Consider the following 12036-nt stretch of genomic DNA (forward strand, 5'->3'; position numbering starts at 1 on the left):
GGTGTTGACTGTGGCCATGACCCAGCCCGTGACGCAGACGACCTCAGCGCAGACGACCGAGCGCCCGTGGCGGGCGCTGTTCGCGCTGTGCATCGGCTTCTTCATGCTGCTGGTCGACATGACGATCGTGACCGTCGCGACGCCGGACATCATGGCCGAGCTCGACGCGAGCGCCAACGCGGTGCTGTGGGTGACCAGCGCCTATCTGCTGGCCTACGCCGTGCCGGTCCTGATCATGGGCAGGCTCGGTGACCGCTTCGGGCCCAAGTGGGTCTACATCGCCGGCCTGGCGGTCTTCACGGCCTCGTCGCTGTGGTGCGGGCTCGCCGGCAGCATCGAGTCGCTGGTGGCCGCCCGGGCGGTGCAGGGTCTCGGCGCGGCGATGATGACGCCGCAGACGATGGCGACCATCACCCGGATCTTCCCGGCCGAGCGGCGTGGCTCCGCGATGGCGCTGTGGGGCGCGACGGCGGGCATCGCGACGCTCGTCGGCCCGCTCGCGGGCGGGGCGCTGGTCGCGATCGGCGGCTGGGAGTGGATCTTCTTCGTCAACGTGCCGATCGGCATCATCGCGATCGTCCTCAACTGGCTGATGGTTCCCGCGCTGGAGACCCACGCGCACGTCTTCGACTGGCTCGGCGTGGCGCTCAGCGGCGTCGGGATGTTCTGCGTGGTCTTCGGCCTGCAGAACGGCGAGCAGCGCGGCTGGGACGCCGTCACCTGGGCGCTCGTCGCCGGCGGCGTCGCGATCATGGCGCTCTTCGTCTGGTGGCAGGCGCACAACCGCAAGGAGCCGTTGGTGCCGCTGTCCATCTTCACCGACCGCAACTTCTCCGTCTCCAGCCTGGCGATCTCCTGCATGGGCTTCGCGGCCGTCGCGCAGGGCTTCCCGCTGATGCTCTACGCCCAGCTCGTTCGCGGCTACACCGCGCTCGAGGCGTCGCTGCTGATGGTCCCGATGGCGCTGGTCTCCCTCCTCGCCGCGCCGCTGGTCGGCCGGCTGAGCGACAGGATGCATCCGCGGCTGCTGACCGGCGTCGCCTTCTTCCTCTGCTCCGTCTCGCTCTTCTGGCTCGCGGTGCCGATGACCGTCGACTCCCAGCTGTGGCAGCTGCTGGTGCCGATGGCCGTCTTCGGCCTCGGCTCGGCCGCCGTGTGGGCGCCCCTCGCGGCGACCGCCACCCGCAACGTGCCGATGCGGCTGGCCGGCGCGGGCGCCGGGGTCTACAACGCCACCCGGCTGGTCGGGTCGGTGATCGGCTCCGCCGCGGTCGCCGTGCTCATCGACCTCCGCCTCAACGCCCACGGCCTCGGCGGATCGCTGGCGGGCGGCCACGAGACCGCGGCGGGCTCCTCGGTCCCGCCCGCAGTGGCTACGGAGTTCGCCGAGGCGATGTCCGAGGTGATGCTGCTGCCGGCGGTCGCGCTGGCGGTCGGCTTCGTGGCGGTGCTCTTCTTCACCACGCCGCGTCACATGGTGAAGCCGTCAGCCTAAGGCGACGGAGAGCGGCAGCCCGCGGCACGGGATCATGTCGCGGGCAGTGGTGAGCGGGGCGCCGGTGGCCAGCTGCGGGTCGGCGGAGACGATTGCCTTGCCGTGGCCGTTGACCAGCGTCGCGCCGGCCTCACGCAGCCCCGGCAGCAGCATCGTCTCGAGCGTCTCGACCAGGGTGTCGGCTCCCGCGACGCCGACCATGCGGCCCCCGGCATAGACGGGCATCGTCGTGGTCATGACGTACTCGTCGGTGCAGACGAAGTCGACGTACGGCCCGACGAGGGTCAGCTCGCCCGTGCGCTCCGGGGAGCGATACCAGGGCTGGCGGGTGTAGTCGATCGCCTCGCCGGTGCCCGGCGCATCGGCGTCGCCGAGGAAGTCACGCTCCTCGCCCTGCCACCAGACGAGGTAGAGCCGGCGGTCGCTCAGCACGCCCGGGGCCACGACGAAGCCACCACCGATGAGGTTGGGGTTGCGCAGGAACTCCAGCGAGCCGGGCTCGAGCCGCTCCCGCAGGGATGCGGTGGTGACCGGGCCGGCCTCGAAGAGGGCGGCCACCTCGCTGCGTACGCGCTCGAGCTCGGTCACGATCGGCCCGAAATGCTGCTCGACCTGAGCCACACAGTCGAGGGGAGTCATCGTGTTAGTCATCGTCGCACCGCCTCATGGATCTCGGCCAAGCGTTCAAGGGAGTGGGCGACGTGCTCGCGTACGCTCTCCCGTGCCCTGACAGCATCTCCTGCTGCGAGGGCTTCGACAAGCTCCTGATGGCGGGTCGCCGTGGCCTCCCGGAAGCCCGGCTCGTTGAGCGGGATCCGGAGCAGCGCGCCGAAGTCGGCCTCCTGGCGCACCACCTCGCGGGTCATCCGGGCCGACTGGGTCAACGCGGCCACCGACAGGTAGAGCTCGCTGTCGGCGCTGCGCCAGCGGGCCACGTCGCTGACGTTGAGCGGGATCAGCAGGTCGCGCAGGTCCTCGACCTCGTCAGGGTCCGTACGCTCCGCCGCGATCTCCGCACAACCGGTGAGCACCACCAGGTAGACCGTGGCCCGGTCACGCAGCTCGACCCGCGACATCGAGGTGAGCCGGTCCTCGACGAGGTCGCCGCTCTCGGGGGCACGTACGAACGAGCCACCGCCCCGCCCCCGTGTCGTCACCACCAGTCCCTTGGCGCGCAGTGCGACCAATGCCTCCCGTGCGGTGACCGTCGCGACGCCGAGCATCTGGGCCAGTTCCGGCTCGCTGGGGAGCCGCTCGCCGTGTGCGAGTACGCCGGAGCGGATCGCCTCCGCGAGCCGGTTCTCGACGCGCGCTGCCCGGCCTTCGTCGCCGATCGGGGCGAAGATTGCCGCGCGAGCTCGGGAGGTCATCACACGCACACCGAAATCCTAATGTATGGATCTAGATGATTCGGCCCTCAGATCTGTTCGAATCTGTTCGAATGCACACAGGAACTTCATGAATTTCGTCTTAACCATCTGGATCCATGGGCGTTTCTATGCCTAACCTGTGCGCACGGCTGGCGCACACTGGTGTCGGTCACCCAAGATCGTCGGATGTCCAGGGCTTGTGGGGGGCGCTGGGCATCCGACTCCTTGGTTTTGGGGCGCCTGTGCGATGGATGCCGACCGAGTTACCTCGGTGAGCGTCGCGTCGCCACTCGAGACGCAGCCGGAAAACGCAACAGGGCGGGGAGAGCCTCTCGGCTCTCCCCGCCCTGTTTCTCGGCGTGTGTCGGCTAGAACACCGCGGCCACGGCGCTGGTCAGCGCGTCACCGATGTTCTCCAGCAGGCCACCCTCGTCCTCCTCGGCGGGAGCGTCCTCGGTCGCCTCGTCAGCAGGCTCCTCGGTCGTCGGCCGCGCGGCCGGGGTCTCCGACTCGCTCGGCGTCGCCTCGGGCTCCGCCGGCTCCTCAGCAGGAGCCTCAGCGGTGTCCTCGCCGCCCGGGAGGATGTCATCCAGACCCGGCAGCAGCGGCGAGTTCTCCTCGGTCGGCTGCTCCTCGGCAGGAGCGTCCTCGGCCGGGGCCTCCGGCGACGCCGGCTTGTCGGCCGGAGCGTCGGACTTGTCCTCGCCCGGCGTGTTCGAGCGGAGCGCGGTGTTGCCGTTGAGCTCCCTGGCCTCGCTACCGTCCGAGTTCACCGTGAGCGTCCGGCTGGCAGCCGACTCGTTGCCGTCACCGTCGATCGCCGTCACCGTGACCCTGGTCGTGTCCCACAGCAGGACACAGGTCGCCTGGAACGTGGTCTCACCGGTGACCGTGCCACCGAAGCACAGTCCACCGTTGACGCTGATCCGGTAGTCGATCTCCGCGGCCGGCGTGACGCCGTCCTCGTCCACCGACGGATTCCAGGTCAGGGTGAAGCCGAGCGGACCCTCGGCGCTCGCGTCGAGGCCGGTCGGGACCGTCGGCGCGATCTTCGTGGTCGTGCCCGAGACCCCGGCGGAGCGTGCGGACTCATTGCCGGCGCCGTCGACGGCCTGCACGGAGTAGGTGTACTCGGTGCCGGCCTTCAGACCGGTGTCCTCGTACGACGTCCCGTTGACGGGGCCGACGAGGTCGCCGTTGCGGTAGAGGTTGTAGGAGACGTCGCCGACGCCGTTCTCGTTGTCGTCGGAGTCGGACCAGCTCACGTTGAGCGTGCTGTCGCTCGGGTCGCCCTCTTCGACGGTCAGGTCCGCAGGCACCTCAGGCGCCGTGACGTCCATGACGCACTCGACGTCGTTGCTGTCCTCGGACTCGTTGCCGGCCTTGTCGGTCGCAGTGACCCAGAACCGGTAGGTCTCCCCGGCCCGAAGGTCGTTGAAGGTCGCGGAGGTCCGGTCGGTGTCACCCGGGTTGCCGGCGTTGGGACGCGACGTCACCGTGTAGTGGGAGATCCCGCTCTTGTCCTGCGCCTCGGACCAGTCGATGGTCACGGCGGTGTTGCTCAGGACCCTGCAGCCGGCGATCGTCACCGGGTCGGGAGCGGTCTCGTCTTCCTCGCCCGGCTCCTCGCCGTCGTCACACTGCGGCAGCCACGGGAACAGCTCACACTCGGTGGGCTCCTCCGTCGGCGGAGTCGTGGGCGGAGTCGTCGGCGGCGTGGTCGGCGGAGTCGGCTCCTGGCACTGGGTCAGGTCCGGGCGGATCTCGCAGATGTCCACACCGGCGCCCGGCGGACGAGTGTCCTCGCAGGCGCTGGGGTCGAGCTCACAGGTGGGCGTGCTGCCCGACGGGACGTTGCCCGCGGGGATGAAGGTCACACCGGTGTTCGCAGCCGGGACGATGTCGTCGTCGACGACCTCCGGCTCGTCGGAGTCCTTCTCCGACGGCTTGTCGTCGGGCTCGAGAGTGTCCGGATCACTGGGGAGCGAAGACTCCCCGGTGGTCGGATCCTCCTTCGGCGAGCTCTGTGGATCGCTGTTCACGGTGCACGAGAACAAGACGAGTAGCAGGATCAGAATGATCGCGCCTATGACGATTCCGCCGATTGTGCGGTTTCGCGCAGTGGTTTCCATACCGAGGATGTCCCTCCCAAGATCAACGCCAAAGGGACGGTCCGACCTTGTTACCCGAGGGTCGCCGTCCAGCTAGGGCATTGAATCGCTTTACCAATGACCGGCACAACGACATAAGCCCGAGTTTGCTATGCCGTGTGCCACAACGTTTTCCGAACCGGGACCATTGGCCCATCCCCGGCGTGTCGCTCAGCCGATGGAATTGCCCGCAGAACCGAGATGCTGGGCACCCTCGACGACCCGAGTGGCCATACCGGCCTCAGCGAGCTTGCCCCACGCGCGAGGATCGTACGCCTTCTTGTTTCCGACCTCGCCGTCGACCTTCAGAACGCCGTCGTAGTTGGCGAGCATGTGGCCGGCGACCGCGCGGGTGTAGGCGTACTGGGTGTCGGTGTCGATGTTCATCTTGACCACGCCGTAGGAGACCGCCTCGGCGATCTCCTCGGCGCTCGAGCCGGACCCGCCGTGGAAGACGAGGTCGAACGGCTTTGCACCGGCCGGGAGGCCGAGCTTGGCGACGACGGCGTCCTGGGCGTCACGCAGGATCGCAGGACGGAGCTTGACGTTGCCCGGCTTGTAGACGCCGTGCACGTTGCCGAAGGTGAGCGCGGTCAGGTAGCCCTCGACGCCCAGCGCGTCGGCGGTCGCGATCGCGTCCTCGGGGGTCGAGTAGAGCTTGTCGTCGATCGCTCCGACGATGCCGTCCTCCTCGCCACCGACGACGCCGACCTCGATCTCGAGCACGATGTGGGCGGCCTTGGCCTTTGCCAGCAGCTCCTCGGCGATCTGCAGGTTCTCGGCCAGCGGCACCGCGGACCCGTCCCACATGTGGCTCTGGAACAGCGGCGCCTCACCGCGCTGGACGCGCTCGGCGGAGAGTTCGAGGAGGGGACGTACGAAGCCGTCGAGCTTGTCCTTGGGGCAGTGGTCGGTGTGGAGCGCGATATTGACGTCGTAGGACTTGGCGACCTCGGTCGCGTACGCGGCGAAGGCCACCGAGCCGGTCACCATGTTCTTGACCGTGGGGCCGGAGAGGTACTCCGCGCCGCCGGTGGAGATCTGGATGATGCCGTCCGAGCCGGCCTCCGCGAAGCCGGCCAGTGCCGCGTTGAGCGTCTGCGACGAGGAGACGTTGATCGCGGGGAAGGCGAAACCCTTCTCCTTCGCGGTCGCGAGCATCTCGGCGTACTTCTCGGGGGTGGCGATGGGCATCTGGAGGTTCTCCTTGAGATCCGTTGTCGACCGGTGCGCTGGTGGCCAGCGTAATGCGCCCCCGACCACCCGTTGCCAACGCTCGGAGTTGGATCGATCAAGCAGGACAACCGATCTGCCGCGAGATCCGTATCCACAGGTGAGACTGATCTTGGAGGCAACATGGACTGGCAGGAAACCCTGGAACGGGCGATCCCCCAACCCCCGCCCACGCACCCCGACCCGGCCTCGCTGCTGGCCGACGGGAAGAAGCTCGTACGCCGCCGGCGGCTCGCCGTGGTCGCCGGCACCGCCGCCGCGGTGGCCGCGGTGGTCGGGATCGGCGCGATCGTCGTTCCCTCGCGCGACAGCGCCACCCCGAACCCGCCGATCGCGACCCAGTCGACGGCCGAGGACGAGTGGCCGCCCGAGGCTGACATCCCGTTGAGCGACCTCGCGCCCGTCGCGTACGACCACGGCACCGGCGAGGTGACCCTCTATCGAGGCTGGAAGGAGACCGACCAGGTCGGTCCGCTCGATTCCGGGAACGCGCTGGCGGTCGCGGCGACCAAGGGCAACAGAACCGTGTACGCGCACTTCATGAACCCGACCGAGATCTCCTACACCGATGCCTCCCGCACGAGCGCCACGAGCTTCCGCGCCTGGGTCGACGACGTGCGAGCCCATCACCTGAGTGCCACCTGGAACGCAGGTGGGAAGCTCCGCGTGAAGCAGAACGGCTGGGAGATCGTCCGCGAGATTCCCAACCCGCTCGGCTACGCGGCACCCTGGGACTCGGTCGGCGCAGTCGTCGAACGGGAGGGCGTCGAGCAGTGGATCCTCTACAGCGGCAACCGTCCGAAAGATGGCGGTGAGTCGAGCGGGCTGGACGCGGTCTATGCCATCCCCGGCCAGACCATCGAGGAATGGCTGGCCGTCCAGGTCGCGACAGACCGCAAGGACTACCGTCCCGGCAACGTCGATTTCAGCATCGAACCGACCGAGGCGGTCGAGTTCGGATCAGGCTCCGAGGTCGTCTCCAGCGAGGACCGGGTGAAGATCGTCGAGCAGGTCGCCGACCCGGACATCGGTCACTCGTTCGCCACGGGGACATCGCGAACCGCGGCCGCGCGGATCACGGTCGGCAGCAAGGAGCGATACGTGCTGGTCCGCGAGAAGGACGGCGTCACGCAGGCCTACTCCTTCTCCGTGCTCCCGGCGCCGCGAGCAGAGGACCGCAGACCGCTCACCCTCGACGAGTTCGCGGAAATGGTCGACCGTCGCATGACTCCCGGATCGGGGCTTTGGTGATGAGCGCGCACGACGAGGCCTTCACCGCGTTCGTCGCGGCCAGGCGGCCGCACCTCGTGCGGCTGGCGTACGCGCTGTGCGGCGACTGGCACCGGGCGGACGACCTGGTGCAGACGTCGCTGCTGAAGCTGTACGCCTCGTGGCGCCGGGTCGAGTCGGGGTCGGAGGAGGCGTACGTCCGGACGATCCTGGTCCGCGCCCACATCGACCAGACCCGGCGGCCGTGGTGGAAGCGGGAGCGGTCGGGCGACCTGCCGGAACGGCCCGGTCCCGCGGACCAGGTCGAGGAGCGGTCCGAGCTGTTCGCGGCGCTCCAGGCGCTGCCGGAGATGCAGCGCAAGGTGGTCGTCCTGCGTCACTGGCTGCAGCTGTCGGTCGCCGAGACCGCGCGCGAGCTGCGGATCAGCGAGGGCACGGTCAAGAGCCACTCCTCGCGCGGCCTCGCCGCGCTGCGTACCTCCCTGGAGTGGGGGGACGCCTCCCGGACCTGACCGACCAGCAGGAGACGGAGCAAGAACGGTCGGGCGGGCATGCCCCTGACGCGCCTAGCGTCGGGGGCATGCCCAAAGTCACCTACTTCACCGCGACGTCCCTGGACGGCTACATCGCCGATGAGAACAGCTCGCTGGACTGGCTCTTCGAGACGCCGCACGGCGACGACGAGAGCTCATGGGAGCGGCTGATGGCGGAGTCGGCGGCGCTGGTGATGGGCGGTACGACGTACCGCTGGATGATCGACCACGATCCGGAGATGCTGACCGGCCCAGAGAAGTGGCGGGAGTACTACGACGAGCGGCCGGTGTGGGTGTTCACGCACGCGACCGACCTCCCGGAGGTCCAGGGCACGCAGGTCCGCTTCGTGCAGGGCGAGGTGAAGCCCGTCTACGACGAGATCGCGGCCGCCGTCGACGGCGGGATCTGGCTCGTGGGTGGTGGGGACCTGGTCGGCCAGTTCGACGACGCCGGTCTGCTCGACGAGGTCGTCGCCGGGATCTGCCCGGTCACCCTCGGCGCCGGGGCGCCACTGCTCCCCCGCCGCATCACCAGCAAGCGGATGAGCGTCATCGACGTCCTGCGGACCGGCGAGCAGGTGCAGATCCGCTACCGGATCGAGAGGCGCTGAAAGCCCCCGCTGCCGCCCGGCCCCGAGGCCACGCACCCACGAAAGTGGGGCACATCCGGGCGACCCGGGAGTTAACTTTAGCGGATCCATTTCTCGTGGGTGACACCGGGTCGTAACCGGGTTACAACCCGCCGTCAACCGCGCCAGGCCTGCTCGGAGGAGAGGTCGGCGTGCTGGACGACCCAGGAGTGCATCGCGATCGCCGCCGCGGCGGAGGCGTTGATCGACCGCGTCGAGCCGAACTGGGCGATCGAGAAGGTGCCGTCGACGCTCTCGCGAGCCTGCTCGGACAGACCCGGGCCCTCCTGCCCGAACAGGAAGCAGACCGACTTCGGCAGCTCCATGGTCTCCAGGTGGAGCGAGCCCGGCAGGTTGTCGATGCCGAGGAGGCGTACGTCTCGTTCATGGAGGTACGCCGCGAGCGCGGGCACGTCGGGGTGGTGATGGACGTGCTGGTAGCGGTCGGTGACCATCGCGCCGCGGCGGTTCCAGCGGCGGTTGCCGACGATGTGCACCTCGGCGGCCAGGAAGGCGTTGGCAGTGCGGACGATGGTGCCGATGTTGAAGTCGTGCTGCCAGTTCTCGATGGCGACGTGGAAGCCGTGGCGGCGCTGGTCGAGGTCGGCGACGATCGCCTCGAGCGTCCAGTAGCGGTAGCGGTCGACCACGTTGCGGCGGTCGCCGTTGGCCAACAGCTCCGGATCCCAGTGCTCCCCCTCGGGCCATTCACCCGGCCACGGGCCCAGTCCGACCTCCGGCTGCCCGTGGGGCATCGGGTCGTAGGGCGCTCTGGAATCAGCCTCGGACGGTCGTGTCTCGTTCATCGACGAGTCAGAATATTCGACAACAAGAGTTGTTACCTATGGGTACCGTAGGGGCCGTGACAGGTGCGGGGAATTTTGCGCCGATGTTGGCCGGTTTGGAATGGATGAGTCCGGACTTTCTGCTGGCCACTTTCGGCGAGCCGCTCTTCTGGATCAGCCTGATCATCATCTTCATCGAGTGCGGTCTCTTCTTCCCGTTCCTCCCCGGTGACAGCCTGCTGATCGCGCTCGGAATCTTCATCGCGACCGGCAAGATCGACATCTTTCCCGGGCCACCCGGCGTCGAGATCGTCATCGCGATGCTCTTCTTCGTCGCCGCGGCGTTCGCCGGCAACGTGACCGGCTATGAGATCGGCCGAAAGATCGGTCCGCGGCTCTATGAACGCGACGGCCGGTTCATCAAAAAGAGGCATTTCGACCAGACCCGTGAGTTCTTCGACAAGCACGGCAACAAGGCGTTGGTGATCGGCCGGTTCATCGCTTTCGTACGCACCTATGTCACCGTCGTCGCTGGAGTCACCCACATGGACCGGCGACGGTTCTACTTCTGGAGCCTCGTCGGCGGCGTGCTGTGGGTGCTCGCGGTGACGCTGTTCGGATTCTTCGTCGGATCCCGCTGGCCCTGGCTGGCCGACAACATCGACTACCTGATCCTGCTGCTCTTCGCGCTCGCGTTCCTGCCCGCGATGGTGGAGTGGTGGCGCCGGCGGCGTACGGCCTCCCGGCTCGCCGGGGACCTCGACCACGACGGTCACGCGGACCGCGACATCTTGGGGTTGGCCGTCCGACCTCGCACACCGGCGGACGACGCCGACCACCGGGCCGACCACTAACGCCTCAGACGCCCTCGGGCAAGTCGCTCCAGGGCTTCCTCGATCACCTCGCGCTGCTTGGTGAAGGTCCACCTGACCAGCTGCTTCCCGGCATCGGTGTCGTAGAACCCCTGCAACGGGATGGCCACGACGCCGGCCCGCTCGGGCAGCGCGCGGCAGAACTCGAGCCCGTCGTTCCAGCCGAGGTCGGTGATGTCGGAGACGGCGAAGTAGGTGCCCTCCGGGATCGTCACGTCCAGGCCGATCTGCTTAAGCCCGTCGCACAGCAGGTCGCGCCGCCCCTGCAGGTCGAGGGCGAGCTCCTTGGGCCAGTGGTCGAGATGCTCGAGCGCGTACGCGGCAGCCGGCTGCAGCGGGGCACCGGAGGTGAACGTCAGCCACTGCTTGGCGCCCAGAAGCGCCTGGACCAGGTGCTCGGGGCCGGTCGCCCAGCCGACCTTCCAGCCGGTGAAGGAGTAGGACTTGCCGATGCTCGACAGGGTCAGGGTGCGCTCGCGCATCCCGGGGAGCGTGGCGATCGGGACGTGCTCCACGTCGTCGAAGGTCAGGTGCTCGTAGACCTCGTCGGAGACCACCGTCAGGTCGTGCTCGACCGCGAAGGCGGCGACCGTCTCCAGCTCCTCACGGGTGAGCACCGTGCCGGTCGGGTTGTGCGGGGAGTTGAGCAGCAGCACCTTGGTCTTCGAAGAGACGGCGGCCTCGAGCGCCTCGCGCGGCAGTCTGCCGCCCGCCGCGGACGCGTCCAGGCTCAGCGTCACCGGGCGACGTACGCCGCCAGCGAACTGCACCATGGCCGGGTAGCTGTCGTAGTAGGGCTCGACGAGGATCACCTCGTCGCCCGGGTCGACCAGGGCGAGGATCGCCGCCGCGATGCCCTCGGTGGCGCCGGTGGTCACCGCGACCTCGCGTGCCGGGTCGAAGGTGAGGTCGTAGTGGCGTTCCTGGTGGGCCGCGACCGCCTCGCGCAGCGCCGGGATGCCGGGGCCGGGGGCGTACTGGTTCCGTCCACCTTCGAGCGCAGCGACGGCTTCCTTGATGATCTCGTCTGGGCCGTCCACGTCGGGGAAGCCCTGGCCGAGGTTGACCGCGCCGGTGGCGGCGGCCAGGGCGGACATCTCGGAGAAGATCGTCGGCGGGATGCCGTGGAGTCGTCGCGCGGTCATAAGACTTAGGCTAGGGGCCGTGACAACCGACGCTGCCCTTGCTGCCGACATCGACGCCACCTGCCGCCTGCACGGGGAGTTCACGCTCCGCTCGGGGCAGGTCAGCGACACGTACTTCGACAAGTACCTCTTCGAGGCGAACCCGGCTCTGCTGGACCGCGTCGCAGCACGGATGGTCGAGCTGCTCCCGGAGGGGACCGAGCTGCTCGGCGGCCTCGAGCTCGGCGGCATCCCGATCGTGACCATGGTGTCGGCCAAGACCGGCATCCCGGCGATCTTCATCCGGAAGAAGGCCAAGGAGTACGGCACCGCCAAGCTCGCCGAGGGTCCCTCCTTCGACGGGAAGCGCGTGACCCTGATCGAGGACGTGATCACCAGTGGCGGGGCGGTGCGGGATGCCGTCAACGCGCTCCGTCCGCTTGGTGCGGTCGTGGACACTGTGGTGTGTGCGATCGACCGGTCGCCCGAGCCCGGCGAGTCCCTTCGTGACGTCGAGCTGGAGATCCGGTCGGTGCTGACCCGGGCCGACCTGGACGCGGTCAACGCGGCCTCCTAGGGGATCCACAACTCAGGTCGCTAGGCTTCGCCCGCCCC

Annotated in this window: 12 protein-coding genes; 6 read left to right on the plus strand and 6 right to left on the minus strand. The window is 68.6% G+C overall.

Features of this window, described 5'->3' with window-relative positions; translation table 11 throughout:
• The first annotated feature begins 16 nt into the window (after positions 1 to 16).
• Entirely contained in the window at positions 17 to 1495 is a 1479-nt protein-coding gene (locus tag OG801_RS11930; RefSeq protein WP_406035859.1) for a DHA2 family efflux MFS transporter permease subunit, read from the plus strand.
• On the opposite strand, the gene OG801_RS11935 is transcribed toward OG801_RS11930, so the two are convergent.
• From OG801_RS11935 to fbaA, 4 genes are all read right to left on the minus strand, one after another.
• On the minus strand, positions 1487 to 2146 hold the full coding sequence (locus tag OG801_RS11935) for a cache domain-containing protein (protein WP_406035860.1): 660 nt from the start codon (positions 2144 to 2146) through the stop codon (positions 1487 to 1489). The two genes, OG801_RS11930 and OG801_RS11935, sit on opposite strands and share 9 nt — an antisense overlap.
• Complete coding sequence (locus OG801_RS11940; protein WP_406036270.1) at positions 2143 to 2865, minus strand: FadR/GntR family transcriptional regulator; 723 nt, start codon at positions 2863 to 2865, stop codon at positions 2143 to 2145. Before OG801_RS11940 ends, OG801_RS11935 begins: the two co-directional genes overlap by 4 nt.
• Before the next feature lie 368 nt (positions 2866 to 3233).
• Positions 3234 to 4907 carry a fibronectin type III domain-containing protein gene (locus OG801_RS11945; RefSeq protein WP_406035861.1) on the minus strand — a complete coding sequence of 558 codons (1674 nt, stop codon included), beginning with the start codon at positions 4905 to 4907 and terminating at the stop codon, positions 3234 to 3236.
• Positions 4908 to 5186: 279 nt separating this feature from the next.
• A complete protein-coding gene (fbaA, locus tag OG801_RS11950) occupies positions 5187 to 6209 on the minus strand; it encodes a class II fructose-bisphosphate aldolase (protein WP_406035862.1) in 1023 nt (340 codons plus the stop codon).
• A gap of 162 nt (positions 6210 to 6371) precedes the next feature.
• Here fbaA and OG801_RS11955 point away from each other — a divergent pair, with 162 nt between their 5' ends.
• The 3 genes from OG801_RS11955 (at position 6372) to OG801_RS11965 (ending at position 8622) form a co-directional block, all read left to right on the plus strand.
• Positions 6372 to 7499 carry a hypothetical protein gene (locus OG801_RS11955; protein WP_406035863.1) on the plus strand — a complete coding sequence of 376 codons (1128 nt, stop codon included), beginning with the start codon at positions 6372 to 6374 and terminating at the stop codon, positions 7497 to 7499.
• A complete protein-coding gene (locus OG801_RS11960) occupies positions 7499 to 7990 on the plus strand; it encodes a SigE family RNA polymerase sigma factor (protein ID WP_406035864.1) in 492 nt (163 codons plus the stop codon). The genes OG801_RS11955 and OG801_RS11960 overlap by 1 nt, the downstream gene beginning before the upstream one ends.
• Before the next feature lie 68 nt (positions 7991 to 8058).
• Complete coding sequence (locus OG801_RS11965) at positions 8059 to 8622, plus strand: dihydrofolate reductase family protein (RefSeq protein WP_406035865.1); 564 nt, start codon at positions 8059 to 8061, stop codon at positions 8620 to 8622.
• A 134-nt stretch (positions 8623 to 8756) separates the two neighbouring features.
• Here OG801_RS11965 and OG801_RS11970 read toward each other — a convergent pair whose 3' ends face one another.
• Positions 8757 to 9446: a TrmH family RNA methyltransferase gene (locus OG801_RS11970; RefSeq protein ID WP_406035866.1), complete on the minus strand. Its 690-nt coding sequence runs from the start codon at positions 9444 to 9446 to the stop codon at positions 8757 to 8759.
• A gap of 104 nt (positions 9447 to 9550) precedes the next feature.
• Here OG801_RS11970 and OG801_RS11975 point away from each other — a divergent pair, with 104 nt between their 5' ends.
• Positions 9551 to 10279, plus strand: a complete 729-nt coding sequence (locus OG801_RS11975) for a VTT domain-containing protein (RefSeq protein ID WP_355019654.1) — start codon at positions 9551 to 9553, stop codon at positions 10277 to 10279.
• Here the strand turns inward: OG801_RS11975 and OG801_RS11980 are convergent.
• A complete protein-coding gene (locus tag OG801_RS11980; protein WP_406035867.1) occupies positions 10276 to 11442 on the minus strand; it encodes an aminotransferase class I/II-fold pyridoxal phosphate-dependent enzyme in 1167 nt (388 codons plus the stop codon). The genes OG801_RS11975 and OG801_RS11980 overlap by 4 nt on opposite strands.
• 19 nt (positions 11443 to 11461) lie before the next feature.
• On the opposite strand from OG801_RS11980, the gene pyrE reads away from it, so the two are divergent.
• Positions 11462 to 11998 (plus strand): orotate phosphoribosyltransferase, encoded by a 537-nt coding sequence (gene pyrE, locus OG801_RS11985; protein WP_406035868.1) that lies wholly within the window; start codon positions 11462 to 11464, stop codon positions 11996 to 11998.
• The last annotated feature ends 38 nt before the right edge of the window (positions 11999 to 12036 follow it).

This window comes from Nocardioides sp. NBC_00163 (assembly GCF_045206295.1).
Taxonomy (GTDB): domain Bacteria; phylum Actinomycetota; class Actinomycetes; order Propionibacteriales; family Nocardioidaceae; genus Nocardioides.

Excerpts from the sequence above, each read along its gene's own strand:
- OG801_RS11955 (WP_406035863.1), top strand. The coding sequence starts at position 6,372 with ATGGACTGGCAGGAAACCCTGGAACGGGCGATCCCCCAACCCCCGCCC.
- OG801_RS11980 (WP_406035867.1), bottom strand. The coding sequence starts at position 11,442 with ATGACCGCGCGACGACTCCACGGCATCCCGCCGACGATCTTCTCCGAG.
- OG801_RS11935 (WP_406035860.1), bottom strand. The coding sequence starts at position 2,146 with ATGACTAACACGATGACTCCCCTCGACTGTGTGGCTCAGGTCGAGCAG.
- OG801_RS11975 (WP_355019654.1), top strand. The coding sequence starts at position 9,551 with ATGAGTCCGGACTTTCTGCTGGCCACTTTCGGCGAGCCGCTCTTCTGG.
- OG801_RS11965 (WP_406035865.1), top strand. The coding sequence starts at position 8,059 with ATGCCCAAAGTCACCTACTTCACCGCGACGTCCCTGGACGGCTACATC.
- OG801_RS11970 (WP_406035866.1), bottom strand. The coding sequence starts at position 9,446 with ATGAACGAGACACGACCGTCCGAGGCTGATTCCAGAGCGCCCTACGAC.
- OG801_RS11960 (WP_406035864.1), top strand. The coding sequence starts at position 7,499 with ATGAGCGCGCACGACGAGGCCTTCACCGCGTTCGTCGCGGCCAGGCGG.
- fbaA (WP_406035862.1), bottom strand. The coding sequence starts at position 6,209 with ATGCCCATCGCCACCCCCGAGAAGTACGCCGAGATGCTCGCGACCGCG.
- OG801_RS11930 (WP_406035859.1), top strand. The coding sequence starts at position 17 with ATGACCCAGCCCGTGACGCAGACGACCTCAGCGCAGACGACCGAGCGC.
- OG801_RS11940 (WP_406036270.1), bottom strand. The coding sequence starts at position 2,865 with ATGACCTCCCGAGCTCGCGCGGCAATCTTCGCCCCGATCGGCGACGAA.